Raw genomic sequence first — 22,798 nt, forward strand, 5'->3', positions numbered from 1 at the left:
GGTCGGTTTCCGGTCGGCAAAGCCCGGCCCTCCGCGATATCCCCTCACTCCACCGTCACCGACTTGGCCAGATTCCTCGGCTTATCAATATCCGTCCCCCGTGCCAACGCCGCGTGATAGGCGAGCAACTGCATCGGCACCGTATGCAGGATCGGCGACAGCGGCCCGTAGTACTCATTGAGTCGAATCACCTCGATCCCCTCACTCGGCACCAACCCGCAGTCCACATCCGCGAACACGAAAAGCCTGCCGTTCCGCGCGCTGACTTCATGCATGTTCGACCTGAGCTTTTCGAGCAGCACGTCATTCGGCGCCACCGCAATCACGGGCATTTCGTTACTGACCAACGCCAGCGGCCCATGCTTCAACTCCCCGGCGGGATAAGCCTCCGCGTGGATATACGAAATCTCCTTCATCTTCAGCGCGCCTTCGAGCGCGATCGGATAATGCATTCCGCGTCCGAGAAACAGCATGTTGTCGCGTCGCGCGAGCAGCTCCGACCAGCCCATGATCTGCGGCTCCAGCGCGAGCACCTTCGACATCGCATCGGGCAGATGCCGCAGCGCGCGCAGATGCGCCTTCTCCTCGTCGTCGCTCAACCGCCCGCGCACCTGCGCCAGTGACAACGTCAGCAAGAACAACGCCACGAGCTGCGTCGTAAAAGCCTTCGTCGACGCCACCCCGATCTCGATCCCCGCACGCGTGACGAACTGCAGCGCGCATTCGCGCATCAGCGCGCTCGTCGCGACGTTGCAGATCGCGAGCGTGTGCAGCATCCCGCGCCGCTTCGCGACGTGCACGGCCCCGAGCACGTCAGCCGTCTCGCCGCTCTGCGACACCGCGACGACCAGCGTGCGCGGATTCGGCACGCTGTCGCGATACCGGAACTCGCTCGCGATCTCGACACTCGCCGGCAGCTTCGCGATGCTCTCGATCCAGTACTTCGCGGTCAGCGCTGCGTGATAGCTGCCGCCGCACGCGAGCAGCAACACCGAATCGACGTCGTTGAACGCGCGCCACGCGCCGTCGCCGAACAGCTCCGGCATGATCGACCCGACATCGAGCAGCGTATCGGCCACCGCCTGCGGCTGCTCGAAGATCTCCTTCTGCATGTAATAGCGATACGATCCGAGGTCGGCCGCGCCGCTATGCGCGGCCACCCGCTGCACCGCACGCTCGACGCGCTGGCCGGCCGCATCGACGATCCAGTAGCGATGCAGCTGGATATCGGCAACGTCACCGTTCTCGAGGTAAGCGATCCGATCGGTGATGCCCGATAACGCGATCGCATCCGACGCCAGGAAATTCTCGCCATCCCCGACACCGACGACGAGCGGCATCCCGTCGCGCGCACCGACGATCCGGTGCGGCTCGTCGCGGCACATCACCGCGATCGCGTAGCTGCCGCGTAGTCGCGCGACCGCGCGGCGCACCGCGTCGAACAGGTCGCCGTCGTACAGGTGATCGATCAGGTGCGCGATTGCCTCGCTGTCGGTCTGGCTCGCGAACACATAACCATGCGCCTGCAGTTCCGCGCGCAGTTGATCGCAGTTCTCGATGATCCCGTTGTGCGACAGCGCGATGCGCGCGTTGTCGTCGCTCGGCGAGAAGTGCGGATGTGCGTTGAGCGTGACGGGCGCGCCGTGCGTCGCCCAGCGCGTATGCGCAATGCCGGTGTAGCCCGACAGCGCATGCCCGGCGATCTCGCGTTGCAGGTTGGCGACGCGGTCGACGCTGCGCGCGCGGGCCAGCGCACGATCGCGATAGACCACGACGCCGCACGAGTCGTAGCCGCGGTATTCGAGCCGCTTCAGCCCGTCGACGAGGTTCGGCAGGATGTCCCGCTGGGCAACCGCCCCGACAATTCCACACATAGCGCGCTCCGTAAATGTCCGGTCTGGACCCGTGACAGCGATGGTAGAGGCGCACGAATGGAATTAAATTTCAAAATATATAAGAAGATGAAACAGACAGGCGGTCGTCTATCATGTTGAAATTAAATTTCACACCCTGACCGGAAGGAGCCGCCCATGGCCGGCATCACGCTCGACGATCTCGACCTGCGCATTCTCGCGATCCTGCAGGACGACGCATCGGTGTCGAACCTGCAACTCGCCGAGCGCGCGCTGTCGTCGCCGCCGACCTGCATGCGTCGCGTGCGGCGGCTGACGGAAGCGGGCGTGATCCGCCGCCAGTTCGCGGTGCTCGATCCGGTCGCGATCGGCACGGCGGTCACGGCGTTGATCGAGATCAGCCTCGACCGGCAGACGGCCGAAGACTACGACGCGTTCGAAACCTACGTGTGCGCGGAGCCGGCGGTCACGCAGTGCTACCGCGTGTCGCCGGGGCCGGATTTCGTGGTGGTGGCCGACCTGGCCGACGTCGCCGAATACGACGCGTTCGCGCGGCGGCTGTTCACCGGCGCATCGAACGTCCGCAACGTGCGGACGTTCTTCTCGACGCATCGTGCGAAGTTCGAGGCGAACGCGCGGGTCGCGCATGCGATGCGCAAGCGTGCGTAATCGCGCGTAAGCGCAGCCGTCACGCCGTGGCGGCCGCCGCGAGTTGCAGCGGCTTGCCGTACCCGAAGCAGTGCGCCGGCTCGGGAAACACGCGCTGCCGCACGTCGTGCGCGTACTGGCGGATCGCGTCGCGCATCACCGCGTTCGCATCGGCGTAGCGCTTCACGAAGCGCGGCGTGTACGCGTCGAATGCGCCGATCATGTCCTCGGTCACGAGCACCTGCCCGTCGCACGTGGGCGATGCGCCGATGCCGATGGTCGGGATCGACAGTGTTTCGGTCAGATGGCGCGCGAGCGCTTCCGCGGTGCCCTCGACGACGACGCTGAACGCGCCGGCCCGCTCGGCCGCGCACGCGGCGTCGAACACCTGCGCGGCCGAGCGCGGGTCCATCCCCTGCGCGCGGAAGCCGCCGGTCGCATTGGCCTGCTGCGGCATGAGGCCGACGTGCGCCATCACCGGAATGCCGCGCTCCGTCAGGAAGCGGATCGTGTCGGCCATCTCGCTGCCGCCTTCGAGCTTGACGCCTTGCGCGCCGGTTTCTGCGAGCAGCCGCGCGGCGGAGCGATACGCTTGCGCGGGCGATTCCTGATACGTCGAAAACGGCAGATCGACGACGACGCACGCTTGCGCGGTGCCACGCACGACTGCCGCGCCGTGCGCGCTCATCATGTCGAGCGTGACGCGCAGCGTATCGGGCATGCCGTACAGCACCATGCCGACGGAGTCGCCGACGATGATCACGTCGGCCACTTCGTCGACGAGCTTCGCCATCGGCGCGGAATAGGCGGTGAGCGAGACGAGGCTGCCGATGCCTTTCGTCGCGCGGATCGCGGTGACGGTCTTGCGGGTGGTGCGGGTATGCGCGCTCATGAACGGAAGCCGTGAGAAAGAAGAGTCGTTACGGTAGCATCGCGATCGTGCATGCAATGACCTTCGGAGGACGTCTTATGTCGCTGGCGGGACAATCGGGTGATCCGTACGCGGTGCCGCCGATGGCGCGCCTGCCGAGGCCGCTGTTCGTGCGTGCGTTCGGGATTTCCGGCAACGCGAGCGTCGACGCGCATAGTCACCCGTGGGCCCAGCTGATGTATGCGACGAGCGGCGTGCTGGAGGTATCGACGCCGTCGGGCCGGCATCTGCTGCCGCCGCACTATGCGATGTGGATTCCGCCGCACGTGCCGCACGCGGTGTCGACGCGCGATTGCGTCGCGTTCCACAGCCTGTATCTCGACGATGCGATCGCGCGCGACGATGCCGCCGACGATTGCATGATCCTCTGCATGACGCCGCTGTTGCGCGAGCTGGTGATCGCGACCGGCGAGTTGCCGGTGAACTACGACGAGTCGGGGCCGGACGGTGCGCTCGTGTGCCTGATCGCCGACCGGATCGCGCGGATGCGGCCCGCGCCGCTGACGGTGCCGCTGCCGCACGATTCGCGTCTGCTGAAAATCGCGCGTGCCTTGCATGCGCATCCGGGCGATACGCGCAGTCTGGACGAATGGAGCCGTCAGGTCGGTGCGACACGGCGCACGCTGTCGCGTCTGTTCCGGCAGGACACGGGGCTGTCGTTCACCGAGTGGCGGCAGGCCGTGCGGCTGCTCGCGGCGCTGCCGCTGCTCGATGCGGGCGAGCCAATCGGTGCGGTGGCCGCGCAACTGGGCTACGACTCGACGTCGTCGTTCATCGCGCTGTTTCAGGCGAAGTTCAACGTGACGCCCGGCGCGTATGCGAAGCGTGAAGCGCGTCGGCCGGCGCTGAGCGCGTGACGCGGCAACGCGCGCCGCGGATCTTCATTCAGAACGCCAGCGACTGCTGCATCGGATGACGTTCCCCGCGCGCGAACCCGGCGCCTTCGAGCGACAACAACGCGCGTTTGCGTTCGATGCCGCCTGCATAACCGGTCAGGCTGCCCGACGCGCCGATCACGCGATGGCACGGCACCATGATCGACACAGGATTGCGGCCAACCGCGCCGCCGACGGCACGCGCCGCGCTCATCGGCAGCCCGACGCGTTCGGTGATGTCGCCGTACGAAACCAGCTCGCCGAACGGAATCGCGAGCAGTTCCTTCCACACGCTGCGCTGAAACGCGGTGCCGCGCAGATGAATCGGCACCGAGAAGGTTTCGCGCGTACCGGTGAAGTATTCGGCGACTTCCTCGGCGACCTTGCGCGCGAGCGGCGACGCGCCGCGTACGTCCGTGTCCGGCGCGATCGCCAGCGACGGATAGTATTTCTGGCCGACGAAAAAAAGGCCTGTCAGCGCATCGTCCTCGATACGGATGGCGATGTCGCCCAGCGGGCTCGGAATCAGATGAGCGTGCGTCATCGCGAAACTTCTCCATGAAGGCGCCACACATGCAGTGCGGCATACGCGCGCCACGGCGCCCAGTGCGCCGCGTGCGGCGCGGATGATGCGATGTGCAAACGTTCGGCGGCGGCGCGCGGAGCAAGCCACGCGTCGTCGGCGGGAAACGCGTTCGGCCAGGCCATCGCACGCATCGCGACGTACTGCACCGCGCATTCGTCGAAGCCGGGCAGCGCGCGCAACGCGCGGAGCGTCGCATCGAGCGGCGCCATCGGTTCGAGTGCGAGCGTGCCGTCGGCGACCGCACGTGCCAGCGACACGATCGCCTGCGCCGCATCACGCGTCACGCCGGTTGCTTCGAGCGCCGCCGGCGGCACACTCGCCAGCGTTACTGCCGAAGGCAATGCATGCGTGAGCCCCGGCGGCGCGTGGTCCACCTGCGTGCCGAAGCGTTCGGCCACACGCGCCAGCACCTCACCAGCCTGCGTCGTCGCCAGTCGTTCGCCCGCGATTGCACGGATCGCGATCTCGAGTCCGTCGAACGCGCCGGGCACGCGCAAGCCGGGCGAGCCGCTCGCGAGTGCGCCGAGATGCGCGTCGATCACGTCGGGGCGGCTGTCGAGATCGAACAGCCGCCGCACGCGCGCGAGCACGGCCGGCACGACGGGCGTCAGCGCGGGCGATACGGTCACCGCGAGCGCAAACCGCTGCGGCACGTGCGTGACGGACAGCCAGCCCGTCAGATGCGTGTCGCCGTTGCCGTTCGGCAGCGCGACGACGCGCGCATAGCCGTGCGCGTCGATCCGCTCGACGCCGCCGATCCGCCGCTGCGCGAGAAATTGCATCAGCTCGGGCCACGCGAACGGCGGCCGGTACGGCAGCGGAAAGGTCATGTCGCCATCGGCGGATGGGCCGGCGCCCTTGCGCAAGCGCAGCGGATTGAGGCCGTAGCGTTGGCGGAACAAATCGTTGAAGCGTCGCACGCTGCCGAATCCGGCGGTCGAGGCAACGACCGCCACCGGCAGCGCGGTATCGGTCAGGAGACGCTTGGCCATCAAGAGCCGGTGCGTCTGCGCGAACTCGACCGGCGACACGCCGAACTGCGCGGCGAAGATCCGGCGCAGATGGCGCTCGGTCACGCCGACCCGCCGCGCGAGCGCGTCGACGGAATGCTCGTTCAGGAAACCGTCCTCGATCAGCGTGGCGGCCGCGTCGGCGAGATTGCCGGACAGGTCGAGCAGCCCGTGGCCGGGCGCGAGCTCGGGCCGGCAGCGCATGCACGGGCGAAAGCCGGCTTTCTCGGCGGCCGCGGCGGTCGGGTAATAACTGCAGTTCTGCGCCTTCGGCGGTTTCACCGGGCAAACGGGGCGGCAATACACGCCGGTCGTCGACACGCCGACGAAGAACCAGCCGTCGAAGCGGCGGTTCCGCGCAAGCAGGGCGTCGTAGCAGGTGTCGGGATCGAGGCGCATGCGACGACTGTAAACCATCCGCGCCGCCGATTCTGGCTGGAATCGGACATGTGTATCGACGCGCCATCCCGCGTCGTGGCCCCGTTTCGCACGCGAGAGAATCCCGGAAAAACGGTTAATGCCACTCTGCGAAACAGTCATCTCTTTTTGCGCGGCCAATTTTGAGATGACTCATCGAAATCCCCGACTGACACGGCACCGGGCCACGCCCTATCCTTTGAAAAACGTTTTCCAGAACTCGACGGACGAGCGGCCGCGCCACGCAAGGGGCGGGCCGCCGCCCGCCCCGGCGCCCGTCGCCGGTCACGGACAGCACAATCCAGCGGCGCGACGGGCGCGACCGCGTATCGGAGACATTCATGCAATCCGCCGTCGTCGGTGCCGTGCGCACCGCGGCCAGCCGCTACCGCTGGACCGTTTGTGCGCTGCTGTTCTTCGCGACCGTCATCAACTACATGGATCGACAGATCCTCGGCCTGCTCGCGCCGATGCTGCAGCACGACATCGGCTGGAGCCAGGTGCAGTACGGTCGCATCGTGATGGCGTTTTCCGCGTTCTATGCGATCGGCCTGCTCGGCTTCGGGCGCATCGTCGACTGGCTCGGCACGCGCATCTCGTATGCGGTCGCGATGCTGGTGTGGAGCATCGCGGCGATGCTGCACGCGGCGGTCGGCTCCGTGACGGGCTTCGCGGCAGTGCGCGCGCTGCTCGGGATCGGCGAGGGCGGCAACTTCCCGGCCGCGATCAAGACGACGGCCGAATGGTTTCCGCGCCGCGAACGCGCGCTCGCCACCGGCATCTTCAACTCGGGCGCGAACATCGGCGCGGTGTTCGCGCCGGCGATCATCCCCGCGATCGCGGTGGCCTACGGGTGGCGCGCGGCGTTCGTGATCATCGGCGCGATCGGCATCGTGTGGCTCGCGGTGTGGCTGGTGATGTATCGCACGGCCGACACGCGCGCGCGCGCCGCGGAATACGACGAGCCGCGCGACGAAGCCGAAGCGCTCGACGCGGCGAACGCGGATGCCGGCGCGCCGCGCTGGGGCGAACTGATCCGCAAGCGCGAGACGTGGGCGTTCCTGATCGGCAAGTTCCTGACCGACCCGGTGTGGTGGTTCTATCTGTTCTGGCTGCCGAAGTGGCTCAACGAGTCGCGCGGGATGGACATGCAGCATATCGGCCTGCCGCTCGTGTGCATCTATGCGCTGACGACGGTCGGCAGCATCGGCGGCGGCTGGCTGTCGTCGGCGCTGCTGCGCGCGGGCTGGAGCGTGAACGGCGCGCGCAAGACGGCGATGCTGTTCTGCGCGTGCTGCGTGCTGCCGATCGCGTTCGTGTCGCAGGTGCAGAGCCTGTGGATCGCGGTGCTGATCGTCGGTCTCGCGGCCGCCGCGCACCAGGGCTGGTCGGCGAACCTGTTCACGACGGCGTCCGACCTGTTCCCGCGCCGCGCGGTCGCGTCGGTGGTCGGCATCGGCGGGATGGCCGGCTCGATCGGCGGCGTGCTGTTCTCGGAAGTGATCGGCCAGGTGCTGCAACGCACGGGCCACTACTGGGTGCTGTTCGCGATCGGCGCGCTGGCCTACCTGCTCGCGCTGGCGATCATGCACATGCTCACGCCGAAGATGAAGCCCGCGAAGCTCGACGCGTGATCGCGTGACGGCAAACGAACGCGCCGCCCGGAGGCGGCGCGTTTTTGTTTGCGAAGCGACGAAGCGACGAAGCGACGAAGCAACGAATCAACGAATCAACGAATCAACGAATCAACGAATCAACGAATCAACGAATCAACGAATCAACGAATCAACGATACGCCGAAGCAGCGATACAGCGGATATCGAACGCGATGCGCGCTTCAACCCACCGCGGCCGTCGACGCGCGCATGATCAGCCGCGGCTCGAACGTCGAATAGCTCGCCTCGGTACGCCCGGCGAGCGCGTCGATCAGCTTCTGCATCGCGAGCTCGCCCATGTTTTCGCTCTGGATGTCGATGGTGGTCAGCGCGGGCGCCGCGTATGCGCCGTACGGCACGTTGTCGACGCCGGCAACCGACACGTCCTGCGGCAGCCGGAACCCGAGCGACGCCGCTTCCTTCATGAAGCCGAGCGCGATCAGGTCGTTGTAGCAGATCACGGCCTGCGGACGCTGCGGCCCGAGCATCACGCGCGAGCATGCGCGCTCGCCGGCTTCGGCGGTCGGCGCGTGTGCGTCGTGCACGTCGAGCGTGAGCCCCGCTTCCGCGAGACAGTCGCGCGCGCCCTGGATCCGTTCGTCGTTCACGCGCGCGGGCCCGAAGCCGAGGTACGCGATGCGCGTATGGCCGAGATTGAGCAGGTGACGCGCGAGCATGTAGGTGGCGAGCCGGTTGTCGATGCCGACGCTCGGAATCGGCAGGCCGGGGCTGCGCCGCAGCAGCACGAGCGGCTTGTGCAGGTCGAGCATCCAGCCGGCCTGGTCGTCGGGCATCCGCGTGCTGACGATCAGCCCGTCGACGCGCTGCGCGAGCGCCTCGATCAGCGAGCGTTCGCGCGCCTGGTTCTCCTCGGTATCGACGAGCAGCAGCGTGTAGTCGTGCTGGAGCGCGACGCGGTTCGCGCCCTTGACGACGTTCGTGAAGTGCGGGTTGCTGATGTCGAGGATCACGAGGCCGATGGTGCGCGTGCGCCCGGTGATCATCGAGCGCGCGAGCGGGTTCGAACGGTAGCCGAGCCGTTCGATCGCTTCCTTGAGCCGCGCTTCGACGGTCGGCGAAAAGCGCTGCGTGCCGTTCACGTACTTGGAGACCGTCGCGACCGACACGCCGGCTTCCGCGGCCACGTCGCGGATCGTCGGGGAAACTTTTTTCATCGGAAGGGTAACGTTTTCGTTCGATTGCACCGGATTGTGGCAGAAAAAGCCGGCGTCCGGCCGCCGGACGATATCGGGAAAGTGCGGATGGGTGCGAACAGGTTCAACCATTGACGTTCGGCTTTTGCCCCGCGTATAGTTGGAAAACGTTTTCCGATTGGTTGCCGGCTCCGCCGGTTTCGGGCGACGTCCAGGACACCTCAGAACAGATTCAAGGAGATTCGATGAACGCCACATCCACCGGCGCACGCAAGCCGTTCGGGCGCCTGCTGCTGACCGGCGCGGCCGGCAATCTCGGCCGTCAGGTGCGCGGCGCGCTGGCGAACTGGGCCGACGTCGTGCGCGTGAGCGACATCGCCGCGCTGGGCGACGCCGCCCCGCACGAAGAAACCCGGGTCGTCGACCTGGCCGACCGGCCGGCTGTGATGGAGCTCGTCGACGGCGTCGACGCGATCGTCCACCTCGGCGGCATTTCGGTCGACGCGCCGTTCGACGATCTCGTCGATGCGAACATCACCGGCACGTACAACCTGTACGAAGCCGCGCGCAAGCACGGCGTGAAGCGCGTCGTGTTCGCGAGCTCGAACCATGCGATCGGGTTCCATCCGGTCACGGAAGTGCTCGATGCCGATTCGCCGCAGCGTCCGGACAGCCTGTATGGCGTGACGAAGTGCTTCGGCGAGTCGCTGTCGCGCTACTACTTCGACCGCTTCGGGATCGAGACGGTGTGCCTGCGGATCGGCTCGTCGTTCGAAGTGCCGAAGAACCCGCGCATGCTCGTGACGTTCCTCAGCTATCGCGACTTCATCGAGCTCGTGCGCTGCTCGCTGCTGACGAACCGCGTCGGGCACGCGATCGTCTACGGCGTGTCGGACAACCCGGTGAAGTGGTGGGACAACACGAAGGCCGGCTTCCTCGGCTTCCGGCCGCAGGACAGTTCCGAGCAGTTCGCCGGGCTGTTCCCGGTGACGGCGCCGAGCGCCGAGTACGACGATCCCGCGCAACGCTTCCAGGGCGGCGGGTTCGTCGTCGGCGAGCCGATGGAGCGCAACGCGAAGTAAGCGAGGCGGGCTGCGCGGGTCAGCGCAGGATGTCCGTCGCCTTGTGCCGCTCGTCCACGCCGTCGATCAGGATCAACGGGCCGCTCGCGTGCCGCGCGCGCAGCGGCTGGATCTGCCGGTACGCGTCCGATTCGTACCACGCGCGCGCCGTATCGAGATCGGGAAACGCGATCGCGATCAGGTCGCCGCGCCACTCGCCTTCGCGCACGTCGGGCCGCGCGCCGTGAATGACGAAACGGCCGTCGAACGGCGCGAGCGTGCCGTCGATGCGTTCGAGGTATTCGACGATGTCGTCGCACATGTGAACGTCGTGCAGGTGGGCGATGGCGTAGGCGGTCATGGCAGGCTCCGGGGTGTCGATGCGATGCGTCGATCGTCGATCGTTCGTCGTTGATCGGTGAAGCCATGATCCATGCGCACGCGGCGCGCGTCGATTACCTGCGACGTAAGCAAATCCGCGCAGCCGTGCGCGCGGGCCGCCGTGCGTGAATCACACCGCAAGACCCGGCGCACGCGTGCGCTCGCCGCGCCTACGCGCGCTTGCGCATCGGCCGAGGGTGCGCCACCGGCGCAGGCGCCGGCACCGACTCGGCTTCCTCCTTGCACAGCTTGTCGAGCATGCGTTGCGCGGCGCCCGCGCAATCCTCGCCGGCGGGCTTGTTCGCGATCTCGTCGATCAGCGTCTGCAGGTTGCGCCGGTTCTGCGCGAGCCGCTGCTCGAGCAGCGCGATTTCGTCGACCTTGTGCCGCAACGCCTCCAGCAGTTCGTCGCGCGGCCATGCGCCGAGATCGGGCGGCAGCACCGCGCGGATCTCGTCGAGCGCAAAGCCCGCGCGCTGCGCGCGGTCGATGATCGCGAGCCGCGTCAGCGCTTCCGGCCCGTATTCGCGATAGCCGTTCGCCTGCCGGCGCGCCGGTTCGAGCAGGCCGCTCGCTTCGTAGAACCGGATGCGCGACGCCGCGATGCCGCTGGTGCGCGCCAGCTCGCCGATTTTCATGCTCGTGCTCCAGAGGGGCTTGACCTTGAAGCTGACTTTAAAGTTATGGTTGGGCATCGTCAATCGAGGAAGTCCACCATGAACCTGTTTGCGCCCCTCACGCTGCCCAATGGCGCGGTGATCCCGAACCGGCTCGCGAAGGCCGCGATGGAAGAGAACATGGCCGATGCGGATCACGCGCCGTCCGACGCGTTGCTGCGCCTGTACCAGGCGTGGGCCGACGGCCGGGCGGGCCTGATCCTGACCGGCAACGTGATGGTGGACGGCCGCGCGATGACGGGGCCGAACGGCGTCGTGCTCGACAGCGACGCGCATCTCGACCGCTTCCGGCGATGGGCGCAGGTCGCGCGCTCCGGCGGCGCGCACGTGTGGATGCAGATCAACCATCCGGGGCGCCAGATGCAGGCGGCGCTCGGCCAGACGACGATCGCGCCGTCGGCCGTGCCGCTCGCGCTCGGCGCGCTGTCGAAGCAGTTTCCGGTGCCGAAGGAGATGACGGAAGCCGACATCGCCGACGTGCAGCAGCGCTTCGTGCGCGCCGCGCAGCTCGCCGAGCAAAGCGGCTTCACCGGCGTGCAGATCCACGCGGCGCACGGTTACCTGCTGAGCCAGTTCCTGTCGCCGCTGACGAACCGCCGGCAGGACGCGTGGGGCGGCAGCATCGAGCACCGCGCGCGGTTGCTGCTCGACATCGTGCGCGCGGTGCGTGCGACGGTATCGCCGGCGTTCGTCGTGTCGGTCAAGCTGAATTCGGCCGATTTCCAGCGCGGCGGCTTCAGTGCGGACGACGCGAAGCGCGTCGTCGAACTGCTGAATCCGCTGGGCGTCGATCTCGTCGAACTGTCGGGCGGCAGCTACGAAGTGCCGGCGATGCAGGGCGAGGCGCGCGACGGACGCACGCTGGCCCGCGAAGCGTATTTCCTCGAATTCGCACGGGACATCACGGCCGTCGCGGCGATGCCGCTGATGGTTACGGGCGGGATCCGGCGTCGCGCGGTGGCCGAGCAGGTGGTCGCGAGCGGCGTGGCGATGGTCGGCATCGCGACCGCGCTGTCGATCGAGCCGAACCTGCCGCGCGACTGGCAGGCCGGCAAGGACAGCGCGCCGGCGCTGCAGCCGATCCGATGGAAGAACAAGGCGCTGGGCGCGCTGGCGAACATGGCCGTCGTGAAGTTCCAGCTCGCCCGGTTGAGCGTCGGGCGGCGTACGCATCCGGGCGTGTCGCCGCTGCGCGCGCTGGTGTCGCAGCAACTCGCCGCGCAGTGTCAGACGCGGCGGTACCGCAAGTGGATGGCGGGGCGGGCGGCGCGCTAGCCGCGCACGCGGCGCGTCGGGCTGCCCGAGGCCCGCTCACACCGGATACGCGTCGTCGACCTTCAGGTTCGCGAGCCGGAACAGCGTGCGCAGCGTCTGCGGATGAATGTCGCGGTGCGCGGCGAGCGACGTCAGCATGAAGTCGAGGACCTTCGCGTAGCGCAGCAGTACGAGGCAGTGCGCGAGATCCGCGCTGCCGCCGCGCATGGCTTCCGCGTAGCTGACCATCCGGGTCGACAGCGTGCGCGCCATCTCGAGTTCCATCTGCTGCTTTTCCGTCCATTCGGGCTGCGGCTGTTCGAGCAGTTTCGCGAGGAAGATCTGGAACGACGTATCGGACGAATTGGGCAGCGCATCCATGATGTGCCTCGCAGCTTGCGTGGATCGTTCGGGCGTATCCGGGGGACGTCCCGATCCGGGTTCGTGTTCGCGCCGATCGTCGGCGCGGCTGTCACTGCAATGCGAATGCAGGTTCCGTACCAGCCCTCGATCCGATTGTTGAGCACTGTTGACGCGGGGCGCGGCAGCGGTCATCGCGTCCCGCCGGGACTGGCTTGCACGGAAAATCGGGCAGGGCGCCCATCCGCCGCGCGCGATCGCGGTCGGCCGCGCGACAGGGGCCGGACGGACGAAATGCTTCAGCGATGTAACGTAACGCCGGGTTGAAAACGGTCGAGTGTGTCGATCGACGAAGCGCTGCAAGGTCGCGGAGCATGGGCGTCGGCGGCGTCCCCGCGGCCTCGGGACGGTCTCGTGCGGCGAGCCGCGACGCCACCCGCCGCCACCCGCCGCGCGTTGAAGGCGCGCGCCGCATGCGCCGGATGTTTCATATCCGAGACGTTTTTTTCGCGGCCCGCCGGACGCGCCGTCCCGGCTTCAGCGCTTCAGAAGATGAAGCCGGTGTTGATGAACTTCGAGTAGTGATCCGACACGATCGAATCGAGCAGCTGCTTGCTGCCGTCGGTCTGCTTCGCCGCGACCATCGAGCGGATCGAGAACGCGCGCAGCGCGTCGCTCACCGACAGCGTGCCTTCCGCCGAATCCTTGCGCCCGGCGAACGGGAACACGTCCGGCCCGCGCTGGCACTGGCAGTTGATGTTCACGCGGCACACCTGGTTCACGAGCGGATCGACGAGCGCGCCGATCTGCGCCGGATCGGAACCGAAGATGCTGACCTGCTGGCCGTGCTCCGAGGTCGTCACGTAATCGAGCGCGGTTTCCACGTCGTCGAACGTCGCGACCGGAATGATCGGCCCGAACTGCTCCTCGCGATACAGCTTCATCCCTTCGGACACCGGATACACGACGGCCGGGTAGAACAGCGTCTTGCTGAACTCGCCGCCCGAGTGGTTGACGACCTGCGCGCCCTTGGCCTTCGCGTCGTCGATCGCGTCGGTCATGTACGCGGTGCGATGCATGCCCGGCAGCGGCGTGATGCTCACGCCTTTCTCCCACGGCATGCCGATCTTCAGCTGTTCGAGCGCGGCGGTGAAGCGTTTCAGGAATTCGTCGACGATCGAGCGGTGCACGAGCAGCATCTTCAGCGCGGTACAGCGCTGGCCGTTGAACGACAGCGCGCCGAGCAGGCACTCCTTCACGGTGAGGTCGAGATCGGCGTCGGGCAGCACGATCGCCGCGTTCTTCGCGTCGAGGCCGAGGATCGCGCGCAGCCGGTGCGACTTCGGATGCTGCTTCTTCAGGTGATCGGCGACCTTGCTCGAACCGATCAGCGCGAGCACGTTGATCTTGCCCGACGCGAGCATGTGCGGCACGACCACCGCGCCCGGCGCGTAGATCGTGTTGATCACGCCTTTCGGGAACGCGTCGCGGAACGCCTCGAGCAGCGGCTCGAACAGCAGCGTGCCGTACTGCGGCGGCTTGAACACCACGGTGTTGCCCATCAGCAGCGCGGGGATCAGCGTCGCGAAGGTCTCGTTCAGCGGATAGTTGTACGGGCCCATGCACAGCACGACGCCGAGCGGCGTGCGGCGGATCTGGCCGATCGTGCCTTCCGCGATCACGAAGCGCGAGTTCGCGTTGTCGAGCTCCTTCAGCGCGTCGATCGTCTGCGTCATGTACGTGACGGTGCGGTCGAACTCCTTCTGCGAATCGGCGAGGCTCTTGCCGATTTCCCACATGATCAGGTTCACGACCAGCTCGCGCTGCGCGACCATCCGCTTGATGAAGTCCTGCATGCAGGCGATGCGCTGCTCGACCTTCATCGTCGGCCACTCGCCGCGGCCCGAGTCGTACGCGCGCACCGCGGCGTCGAGCGCCGCGTCGCTTTCCGTCTCGCCCATCACCGGATAGCTGCCGATCTCCATCTGCGCGACGCTGCCGTCCGGCTGGCGCACGCACACGGGCGACAGCACGGTCTTGGTCGTGCCGTCCCACGGACGCAGCTCGCCGTCGACCAGCGACACGCGCTGGTGGATCGGTGCTGCGAGCCGGAACTCGGCGGGGATGTCCTGATAGGCGGGAAACAGCTGCTGCAGGGAAGCGGAATCGGGCATGACGGTCTCGTTTGACGGGGGTGTCCGGTAAGGACGGGCGATGCGGAATCCTGAGCTGAACGATCCTCGATCCTGAATCGGCATGATGACGCGCGGACGACGGGACGTCACGCGTCGGCATGGCCGAAACGCGGAATGGAACCAGTTCCATTAAAAAGGAACGCCGAGCCGATTGCAAGATTTGCCGAATGCTGTCGCACCACGCGTAAACAATTTGAAGGATTGTGTCCGAATGGCGGGTATAAGCCGCTCGGTGCATACGCAAACGTTTCACTTCGGCCGCATTGAGCGGATAATGACCCGGCGCGGCGAAGAAAAAATTGCCCGGAACCTGAGAGAAAACAGACGCAGTGAAGAAAAGAGAGAAGGTCCGCCGCGCTGCCGAAGCGAGGTCGGCTGCCCGGAGCGCCGGGTCGGGGTTGCCCGGCTCGGCGCGCACCGGACCTCCGGTGACGCGACGCGATCACTCGACGTCTTCGTCGTCCTCCGCATCCATGTCATCGTCCTCCCTGTCCCGCCCCGGCGCCGCATACGCGCTCGCCTGTTCCAGCAGCCACGCCCGAAACGATTCCAGCGGCTTGCTGTGGCTGAACTCCGTCGGATACACGAGGTAGTACGCCGAATCGCCGACCGTCGCCGCGTCGCAGGGCACGACGAGGCCGAGCTGCTGCAACTGTTCCTCGACGAAGAACTTCGGCACCAGCGCGACGCCGAGCCCGGCCGCGGCCGCGCTGATCAGCATCGTGTGCAGCTCATAGCGCACGCCCTGCATCGTGCGGATGTCCTCGACGCCGTGCGTCTCGAACCACTGCGCCCACGCGCCGGGACGCGTGGTGGAGTGCAGCAGCGGATACGCGAGCAGGTCCTCGACGCGTTCGACCGGCCCGTCGAGCAGCGCCGGCGAGCAGATCGGCACGACTTCCTCGCCGAACAGGTAGTCGGACGACGTGCCGGGCCAGGTCGGCTTGCCGTAGTGGATCGCGGCTTCGAAGTGGGTGTCCTCGAACGAGAACAGGTCGGTGCGGCTGCCCATGTTCACGCGCACGTCCGGCGTGCGGTCGTAGAAGCTCTTGATGCGCGGAATCAGCCAGTGCGACGCGAAGGTCGGCAGCACCGCGAGTTCCAGGTAGCCGCCGCCGCTGCCGTGCGCGATGATCGACAGCGTGTCGCGGTCGAGCGCCTCCAGTGCGCGCCGCACCTGCGTGCCGTACAGCTTGCCGGCGCGCGTCAGGACGACGCGCTGCTTCACGCGCGCGAACAGTCGCACGCCGAGGCTCGCCTCGAGCGTCGCGATCTGCCGCGATACCGCGCTTTCGGTCAGGAACAGCTCCTTGGCCGCGTGCGTGAAGCTCTCGTGGCGCGCCGCGGCTTCGAAAGCCACGAGCGCACCCATGTTGGGGATCTTGAATTTGCGCATGATGCTCGTTTTGTCTGACGAACGGACCGGCCCGCGGCGGGCCGTCGGACGCGTGTGGGGACCGCGAATAATTCCAAAAACTCATCACGTGTCAATTTAATCTCGCTTTACGCCCCGCTGCAACCCTTTGAATAATGCATCCCACGCAAGGCCAGGCGCCCGCTGGGCGGCCGGCCAATCGAGTTGCCGGCACGTTTGCCGGCGGTCCCCCGAACACGAGAATCCTGATGCGCAATCCGAATATCGAGAGCTTGCTGACGAAGCTGCTGGGACAGGCGAAGACCGACGCCCTGTTCGCGACCCTGAACATGCCGGCCATCCTCGACGAATGGGAAACCGACGTCGTCACGCGCGCGGAAATCGCGCAGGCGATGAACATGGCGCTGTTCGAAGGGCTGCTCGAACGTTCGGCGAACGGCCGCGCATATACGGCCGATGCCATCGAAAACGGCGGCTCGGTCTACTTCGACCACGGCGCGCTGCGCACGGTGCGCTGGCCGCACACGGGCGCGCTGCCGCCGGGCGAAGCCGCGTTCACGCGCATCCTGCGTCCGCTCGGCTTCCGCCTGAACGGCCGCTATCCGCTCGACAAGCTCGGCATGACCGGCCGCGCGTATGCGCACGAAGACGCGCCGGACGAGATCGCGCAGTTCTTCGTCAGCGAACTGCATCCGGAGCGCTTCTCGAAGGAATTCCAGCAGGCCGTGACGAACGTCGTGAGTTCGTCGCGCGATCCGCTGTCGCCGGCGGCCGTCGCGCTCCTGTGGGAGATCGAGCGCGAAGGCTGGCTGTCGCTCGACGCTGCGCATGCGCTGCTGCCCGAGATCGTCGGTGCGTTCGCGCGCCAGCACGACCTGCCGAACGAACTCGACTACGAAACGCTGCTGCTCGAATCGGCCGAGATGGCGTGGATCGCGACCGAAGGCAACGCGTTCAACCATGCGACCGATCGCGTGGCCGACGTGTTCAAGCTGTCCGACGACGAGAAGGCGAAGGGGCGGCCGATGAAGCCGGAAGTCGAGCGCTCGCGTTCGGGCCGTGTGTTCCAGACCGCGTATCGCGCGGACATCGTCGAGCGCGAGTTCCGCACGCGCGACGGCGGCACGGTGAAGCGCAACGTGCCGGGCTCGTTCTACGAGTTCATCACGCGCCGTCGCACGTTCGACCAGGCGGCGCGCCGCTGGGTGACGGACCTGCGTTTCGATGCGGGCAACGCCCAGGGCATCTTCAAGATGACGGCGAACGCGGCGAAGTAAGCGCGACGCCGCACGAAAAAAACGGGCCGGTGGCTGAGCATAGCCACCGGCCCGTTTGCGTTGAATGGGCGCCGCGATCGTCAGAACAGGTGCGTCACCAGATAGAACAGCAGCAGCACGCCGATCGGTACGCCGAGCAGCCAGGCGATCAGATACTTGCCCATGTCGTTGTCCTCTTCATGGCCGCGACGCGGGATGCGCCGCGGCGGGGTGAGACGACCGGCGCGTTACAGCTCGCGATCGAATTCCTTCAACTGCTTCTCGGCTTCGTCGCGCGCAATCCCGTAACGCTCCTGGATCCTGCCGGCCAGATAGTCGCGGTTGCCTTCGGCGACCTGCAGGTCATCGTCGGTCAGCTTGCCCCACTTCGCCTTCATCTTGCCGGTCAGCTGCTTCCATTGACCCTTGATCTTGTCCTCGTTCATGATGCGCTCCTGTCATAAGGGGAGAAAAAAGTGCGGCACGCGGCCGCGTGATAGCTCAGGCCTTCGCCTTCAGGCCGGCTGCGTCGACGTGCTTCACGCCCTTGATCGAGCGCGTCGCGGCGACGGCCTTCTTCACCGCGACCCGCGACGGCAGCACGCCCGTCAGCGTGACGACGCCGTCGACCGTCTTCACGCTGATGTGCGTACTCTTCACGCCCTCGGTGGTCGCGAGTTCGCTCTTCACCTTGGTCGTGATCCACGTGTCGGTCACGGGCTGGTTCGATTCCGTCTTCACGCCGTCGTCGGACGACGACGCCTGTGCGTTCGTGAGCGGGGCGGCGCAAAGCAGGAACGCCGCGCTGACAGCGAGCAACGCCGACAGGTTCGAGGTCTTGTTCATGGGATGTGCTCCTTCGATTGACGTGATGGATGGGCGAGTCGGTGCAGGCGCGCCGCGCGTCATCGCGCGATCGGCGTGTCGTAGCCGGGCTCGCGCGGCGGCATGTCCGGACGCGGCACGTCGGGCGGCAGCGGCACCGGCGGATCGGTGCCGGGCGACGGTTCGGGCGGATTGTCCGGAGCCGGCTCGGGCCGCGTCGGATCGGGTGTCTGATGCAGCTTCATCAGTTGGTCCTCCTCTGCGGTATGGAAGGGCAGCGCGTGAGCGCCGATGCAGTACCAGCGTACCGGCGCGAACGCACGCGGGCATCGCGCAAATTCACCGGATCGGCTAGTGCGTTTGCACGGGGACGGAACGGGGAAGCGGGAACGGGAAATGCGTCGTGACACGCGCGATGCGGGACGACAGACGCGGGAGGCGCGCCGCGCGCCGCTTGGCGGGACGGCGCACGCAGGCGGCGCGGCATGCGAATGTACTATTGCGCAGGGTGCATCCGTGCGTCTCGACCGCGTCGACCGCACGCGATCATCGCGGCGCGCGCCGGCCGCACATGTCGGGGCTTATCGGCGCGGCGGCGACCCGCCCGGCAACAATATCGACCACGTGGACCACCGATCAATGGACGAACGAGTCAACGAACAGGTGCTCAAGTCGCATACCGACCGGCGCCAGCTGCATCAGATCATCGCGGGGCTCACCGAGGGCGTGATCCTCATCGAACCCGACCAGCGCATCGTATGGGCGAACGAGGCCGCGCTCGCGATGCACGGCGTGACCGAGCTCGACGCGCTCGGCGCGGACGTCACCGAGTATCGCGAGCGCTTCCGGCTGCGCTACCGGAACAACCGTCCGGTGCGCGACGGCCACTATCCGATGGACCGCGTGATCGCGGGCGAGGAGTTCAGCGACGTGACGGTCGAAGTCGAATCGGCGGCCGACGAGAACGTGAGCTGGGTTCACCGGATCCGCAGCCTCGTGCTGACGAACGCGGCCGGCGAGCCCGACTGTCTCGCGCTCGTGCTGCACGATGCGACCGAATGGGCGAGCGCCGAGGACCGCTTCGAGCGCACGTTCAACGCGAACCCGGCGCCGGCCGTGATCTGCCGGCTCGACGACCTGCGCTACGTGAAGGTCAATCAAGGCTTCCTAGAGATGACGGGCCATGCGCGCGACGACGTGCTCGGCCGCTCCGTCTACGAACTCGACGTGCTCGAACAGGCCGAGCGGCGCGAACTCGCGATCGAGCGGCTGGGCGAGGGCGCGACGATCCCGCAGATGGAGGCCGTGCTCAAGCGCGCGGACGGCGGCACGAAGGCGGTGGTGGTCGCCGGGCAGCCGATCGACATGAACGGCGAGCCGTGCATGCTGTTCACGTTCATGGATCTCGAGCCGCGCAAGCAGGCCGAGCTCGCGCTGCGGCAGAGCGAGGAGCGCTTCGCGAAGGCGTTCCGGATGGCGCCGGTCGCGACCGCGATCGTCACGGCCGACGGTTTCGTGCTGCTCGACGTGAACGATGCGTTCGTCGGGATGGCCGGCCATGCGCGCGACGACCTGCTCGGCAAGTCCGCGGACGAGATCGGCCTGTGGGCCGAACGCGGCGCACGGCAGTGCATCGACACGCAGCTCGCGCGCGACGGCAACGTGCGCAACGCAGATGTGCAGATCCGGACGCGCGACGGCGACGTGCGCGATTGCGTCGTGTCGGCCGAGCCGGTCGCGATTCACGGGCAGGATTGCCTGCTGATCGCGCTGCTCGACATCAGCGATCGCAAGCGCACCGAGATGGAACTCGTCTATGCGATCGAGACCGCGATGCAGGATGCGTCGTGGTTCAGCCGCACGCTGATCGAAAAACTGGCGAACGTGCGGCGCGCGAATGCGCCGGACGCGGGCGCGCAGCTGTCGGATCTCACCGCGCGCGAGCGCGACGTGTTCGACCTGCTGTGTCACGGCCTCGCCGACAAGGAGATCGCCGGCCGTCTCGGGCTCGCGCCGAACACGGTCCGCAATCACGTCGCGACGATCTACGCGAAGCTCGACGTGCATAGCCGCGGCGAGGCGATCGTGTGGGCGCGCGAGCGCGGGATTGTCGGCACGTCCGACGCGAACGGTGCGCGAGGCGAGAAAGCTGCCGACAAGGACGGCAAGAACTGACGCCGGCCGTCGGGCCATCGGTGCGAATGCACCATGCAGGCTGGTGCATCCGCATCTGCCGCGCGCGGCGCGCGGCTGCGATCCTGTCCACTCGGCGGTGCGGCGCGGGCTGCCGTGCCGTCGTCTCTCTCCCCCAACTCATCGCAGGAGACGACCATGGACAGGAATCGCATCGAAGGCAAGCTCAAACAGGTGAAGGGTTCGGTCAAGGAAGCGCTCGGCAAGGTGACGGGCGACCGCGAGACGGAAGCGGAAGGCGTGGCGGAGCAGCAGGCCGGCAAGCGTCAGGAACAGGCCGGCGAGGCGGCCGATGCGGTGCGCAAGCAGACGGGCACCGACCGGCATTGAGCGGCACCGGGCGCCATTGATCGAATCGCGCGAGGTGCGCTGCGTTGCCGCCGTGTGGCACGGCGATGATTCTCCATCGGCATGACCCGGCGCGGCCTTGGGGCAACGGTACGTGCGCGCATCCCGCTTGATGCGTTTGCTTCCAGGCCGCCGTCGCGCGGGCCGCGGATCGGTGGCACGGGCACTTGATGACAATTCCTCACAACATAGTTCCGATATTTCGTTTGCTGCACGCGTATTGGCTACCCACAATCGGTTCACCTCTTTCGCGCTGACAGGTTCTCCGGAGACGGAACCGCGGTGATCGACCGGCAGGCGATGCGCCATGAGCGATGCCCCGGCGACAGAAAAAATCACCGGCACGCGGGAGGTCGCCGGCGCGCGATGGTCGCGCGTCGCATCCCGACCCACAGAAGAAGGATTGGCCGATGACGTTCCGCATTCGTTCGCTTTCCGGCATTGCATTGACCGCTGCGATTCTCGCGTTCCAGACGGGCGCGGCCCATGCGCAGGAAACCGTCGTCAAGGTCGGCGTCGCCGTGCCGCTGACCGGCGGCGGCGCCGCGTATGGCAAGGACATCGAGAACGGCGTGCGCATGGCCGTCGACGAGGCGAACGCCGCGCACCCGACGATCGGCGGCAAGCCGGTGAAATTCGTCGTCGCGTCGCAGGACGACCAGAGCGATCCTCGCATCGGCGTGCAGGCCGCGCAGCAGCTGACCGACGCGCAGGTGGCCGTCGTCATCGGCCACTTCAACTCGGGCACGACGCTGCCCGCGTCGAAGATCTACGCGAAGGCCGGCATTCCGATGATCACGCCGTCGGCGACCAATCCCGACATCACGCGCGCCGGGCTCGGCACCGTGTACCGCGTGATCGCGACCGACGCGCAGAACGCCGGCAATGCCGGTGCGTATGCGGCGAGCGTGACCAAGGCGAAGCGCATCGCGATCATCGACGACCGCACCGCGTTCGGCCAGGGCGAAGCCGACGAATTCGAGAAGGCCGCGAAGGCGAACGGCGGCACGATCGTCGCGCGCGAATTCACGAACGACAAGGCCGTCGACTTCAGCGCGCAGCTCACGAAGATCAAGAGCACGAATGCCGACCTGGTGTTCTTCGGCGGCCTCGACGCGCAGTCCGCGATGCTGGTCAAGCGCATGCGCCAGCTCGGCATCCGCGCGCAGTTCCTGGCCGGCGGCGGCGTGATGAACGCGAACTTCATCAGGCTCGCGGGCAATGCGGCCGAAGGCGCGTCGGTGTGGGAATACGGACAACCGCTGTCGCGTCTCGCGAAGGGCAAGCAGTTCGAAACGAAATTCAAGCAGAAGTACGGCGTCGACATGCTCGCGTATGCGCCGTTCGCGTACGACGCGACGTGGATCGCGATCAACGCGATGCAGAAGGCGAACTCGACGAAGCCGGCCGATTTCAACGGCGCGCTGAAGGGCACGCGGTACGACGGCATCACCGGCACGATCGCGTTCACGAACACGGGCGACCTGAAGAACCCGAGCTCGACGCTGTATGAAGTGAAGAACGCCGCGTGGCAGCCCGTCACCACGCAAACGGCGGACTGAGTACCTGAATTACCCGAACGCGCGCGGACTTTCGCGGCGAGCCCGGACGTGCTGAAATAGCCCCAGCGATCGGATCCGATCGCGGCGCATGTCGGGGCGATGCGCCGGGGGCACGGTCTGCCGCGCACGGCGCCGCGCGCGACGCGGCACGAACAACCTTCGGGCGCGGCCGGCCGGCCGCG

Annotated in this window: 22 protein-coding genes; 9 read left to right on the forward strand and 13 right to left on the reverse strand. The window is 67.1% G+C overall.

Going from position 1 to position 22,798, the window contains the following annotated elements:
• Positions 1 to 44: 44 nt before the first annotated feature.
• The gene (glmS, locus tag DIE02_RS32235; RefSeq protein ID WP_124489260.1) at positions 45 to 1,874 is read right to left on the reverse strand and encodes a glutamine--fructose-6-phosphate transaminase (isomerizing); all 1,830 of its coding nucleotides are present in this window, start codon (positions 1,872 to 1,874) and stop codon (positions 45 to 47) included.
• A gap of 156 nt (positions 1,875 to 2,030) precedes the next feature.
• On the opposite strand from glmS, the gene DIE02_RS32240 reads away from it, so the two are divergent.
• Positions 2,031 to 2,522 carry an Lrp/AsnC family transcriptional regulator gene (locus tag DIE02_RS32240; protein WP_124489261.1) on the forward strand — a complete coding sequence of 164 codons (492 nt, stop codon included), beginning with the start codon at positions 2,031 to 2,033 and terminating at the stop codon, positions 2,520 to 2,522.
• Positions 2,523 to 2,541: 19 nt separating this feature from the next.
• Here DIE02_RS32240 and panB read toward each other — a convergent pair whose 3' ends face one another.
• Positions 2,542 to 3,393 (reverse strand): 3-methyl-2-oxobutanoate hydroxymethyltransferase, encoded by an 852-nt coding sequence (panB, locus tag DIE02_RS32245; RefSeq protein ID WP_124489262.1) that lies wholly within the window; start codon positions 3,391 to 3,393, stop codon positions 2,542 to 2,544.
• 77 nt (positions 3,394 to 3,470) lie between these two features.
• Here panB and DIE02_RS32250 point away from each other — a divergent pair, with 77 nt between their 5' ends.
• Complete coding sequence (locus DIE02_RS32250; RefSeq protein ID WP_124489263.1) at positions 3,471 to 4,289, forward strand: helix-turn-helix domain-containing protein; 819 nt, start codon at positions 3,471 to 3,473, stop codon at positions 4,287 to 4,289.
• 28 nt (positions 4,290 to 4,317) lie between these two features.
• On the opposite strand, the gene DIE02_RS32255 is transcribed toward DIE02_RS32250, so the two are convergent.
• Together DIE02_RS32255 and DIE02_RS32260 are read right to left on the reverse strand one after the other, a co-directional pair.
• Entirely contained in the window at positions 4,318 to 4,851 is a 534-nt protein-coding gene (locus tag DIE02_RS32255; RefSeq protein WP_124489264.1) for a methylated-DNA--[protein]-cysteine S-methyltransferase, read from the reverse strand.
• Positions 4,848 to 6,320 carry a DNA-3-methyladenine glycosylase 2 family protein gene (locus DIE02_RS32260; RefSeq protein ID WP_124489265.1) on the reverse strand — a complete coding sequence of 491 codons (1,473 nt, stop codon included), beginning with the start codon at positions 6,318 to 6,320 and terminating at the stop codon, positions 4,848 to 4,850. The genes DIE02_RS32255 and DIE02_RS32260 overlap by 4 nt, the downstream gene beginning before the upstream one ends.
• 341 nt (positions 6,321 to 6,661) lie before the next feature.
• On the opposite strand from DIE02_RS32260, the gene DIE02_RS32265 reads away from it, so the two are divergent.
• A complete protein-coding gene (locus DIE02_RS32265) occupies positions 6,662 to 7,954 on the forward strand; it encodes an MFS transporter (RefSeq protein WP_124489266.1) in 1,293 nt (430 codons plus the stop codon).
• A 203-nt stretch (positions 7,955 to 8,157) separates the two neighbouring features.
• On the opposite strand, the gene DIE02_RS32270 is transcribed toward DIE02_RS32265, so the two are convergent.
• On the reverse strand, positions 8,158 to 9,261 hold the full coding sequence (locus DIE02_RS32270; RefSeq protein WP_124489267.1) for a LacI family DNA-binding transcriptional regulator: 1,104 nt from the start codon (positions 9,259 to 9,261) through the stop codon (positions 8,158 to 8,160).
• Between the two features lie 113 nt (positions 9,262 to 9,374).
• On the opposite strand from DIE02_RS32270, the gene DIE02_RS32275 reads away from it, so the two are divergent.
• The gene (locus tag DIE02_RS32275) at positions 9,375 to 10,211 is read left to right on the forward strand and encodes an NAD(P)-dependent oxidoreductase (RefSeq protein ID WP_044848354.1); all 837 of its coding nucleotides are present in this window, start codon (positions 9,375 to 9,377) and stop codon (positions 10,209 to 10,211) included.
• Positions 10,212 to 10,230: 19 nt separating this feature from the next.
• Here DIE02_RS32275 and DIE02_RS32280 read toward each other — a convergent pair whose 3' ends face one another.
• Entirely contained in the window at positions 10,231 to 10,551 is a 321-nt protein-coding gene (locus DIE02_RS32280) for a DUF1330 domain-containing protein (protein ID WP_124489268.1), read from the reverse strand.
• A 190-nt stretch (positions 10,552 to 10,741) separates the two neighbouring features.
• Positions 10,742 to 11,209, reverse strand: coding sequence for a MerR family transcriptional regulator (locus DIE02_RS32285; protein ID WP_124489269.1), 468 nt, complete (start codon positions 11,207 to 11,209; stop codon positions 10,742 to 10,744).
• Positions 11,210 to 11,287: 78 nt separating this feature from the next.
• Here DIE02_RS32285 and DIE02_RS32290 point away from each other — a divergent pair, with 78 nt between their 5' ends.
• On the forward strand, positions 11,288 to 12,523 hold the full coding sequence (locus tag DIE02_RS32290) for an NADH:flavin oxidoreductase/NADH oxidase family protein (RefSeq protein ID WP_124530188.1): 1,236 nt from the start codon (positions 11,288 to 11,290) through the stop codon (positions 12,521 to 12,523).
• A 36-nt stretch (positions 12,524 to 12,559) separates the two neighbouring features.
• Here the strand turns inward: DIE02_RS32290 and DIE02_RS32295 are convergent, their stop codons facing one another.
• The 3 genes from DIE02_RS32295 to DIE02_RS32305 all read right to left on the reverse strand — a co-directional run bounded on the left by DIE02_RS32295 (position 12,560) and on the right by DIE02_RS32305 (position 16,453).
• A complete protein-coding gene (locus tag DIE02_RS32295; RefSeq protein WP_124489271.1) occupies positions 12,560 to 12,883 on the reverse strand; it encodes a DNA-binding protein in 324 nt (107 codons plus the stop codon).
• Positions 12,884 to 13,407: 524 nt separating this feature from the next.
• Positions 13,408 to 15,036, reverse strand: a complete 1,629-nt coding sequence (locus DIE02_RS32300) for an NADP-dependent glyceraldehyde-3-phosphate dehydrogenase (RefSeq protein WP_124489272.1) — start codon at positions 15,034 to 15,036, stop codon at positions 13,408 to 13,410.
• A gap of 463 nt (positions 15,037 to 15,499) precedes the next feature.
• Positions 15,500 to 16,453, reverse strand: a complete 954-nt coding sequence (locus tag DIE02_RS32305) for a LysR family transcriptional regulator (protein WP_044848360.1) — start codon at positions 16,451 to 16,453, stop codon at positions 15,500 to 15,502.
• A 227-nt stretch (positions 16,454 to 16,680) separates the two neighbouring features.
• On the opposite strand from DIE02_RS32305, the gene DIE02_RS32310 reads away from it, so the two are divergent.
• Positions 16,681 to 17,709, forward strand: a complete 1,029-nt coding sequence (locus DIE02_RS32310; protein ID WP_124489273.1) for a DUF1338 domain-containing protein — start codon at positions 16,681 to 16,683, stop codon at positions 17,707 to 17,709.
• Between the two features lie 227 nt (positions 17,710 to 17,936).
• Here the strand turns inward: DIE02_RS32310 and DIE02_RS32315 are convergent, their stop codons facing one another.
• The 3 genes from DIE02_RS32315 to DIE02_RS35725 are packed head-to-tail and all read right to left on the reverse strand — an operon-like array spanning position 17,937 to position 18,758.
• Complete coding sequence (locus DIE02_RS32315) at positions 17,937 to 18,134, reverse strand: CsbD family protein (RefSeq protein ID WP_124489274.1); 198 nt, start codon at positions 18,132 to 18,134, stop codon at positions 17,937 to 17,939.
• Between the two features lie 55 nt (positions 18,135 to 18,189).
• Positions 18,190 to 18,534 carry a BON domain-containing protein gene (locus DIE02_RS32320; protein ID WP_124530189.1) on the reverse strand — a complete coding sequence of 115 codons (345 nt, stop codon included), beginning with the start codon at positions 18,532 to 18,534 and terminating at the stop codon, positions 18,190 to 18,192.
• 59 nt (positions 18,535 to 18,593) lie between these two features.
• The gene (locus tag DIE02_RS35725; RefSeq protein WP_167357956.1) at positions 18,594 to 18,758 is read right to left on the reverse strand and encodes a hypothetical protein; all 165 of its coding nucleotides are present in this window, start codon (positions 18,756 to 18,758) and stop codon (positions 18,594 to 18,596) included.
• 394 nt (positions 18,759 to 19,152) lie between these two features.
• Between DIE02_RS35725 and DIE02_RS32325 the strand changes: the two genes are divergently transcribed.
• From DIE02_RS32325 to DIE02_RS32340, 3 genes are all read left to right on the forward strand, one after another.
• The gene (locus DIE02_RS32325) at positions 19,153 to 20,688 is read left to right on the forward strand and encodes a helix-turn-helix transcriptional regulator (protein WP_124524189.1); all 1,536 of its coding nucleotides are present in this window, start codon (positions 19,153 to 19,155) and stop codon (positions 20,686 to 20,688) included.
• Positions 20,689 to 20,844: 156 nt separating this feature from the next.
• A complete protein-coding gene (locus DIE02_RS32330) occupies positions 20,845 to 21,036 on the forward strand; it encodes a CsbD family protein (RefSeq protein WP_124530190.1) in 192 nt (63 codons plus the stop codon).
• A gap of 428 nt (positions 21,037 to 21,464) precedes the next feature.
• On the forward strand, positions 21,465 to 22,616 hold the full coding sequence (locus tag DIE02_RS32340) for a branched-chain amino acid ABC transporter substrate-binding protein (protein ID WP_124489278.1): 1,152 nt from the start codon (positions 21,465 to 21,467) through the stop codon (positions 22,614 to 22,616).
• Positions 22,617 to 22,798 lie beyond the last annotated feature (182 nt).

It is taken from the genome of Burkholderia sp. Bp8991, assembly GCF_003853795.1.
GTDB lineage: Bacteria > Pseudomonadota > Gammaproteobacteria > Burkholderiales > Burkholderiaceae > Burkholderia.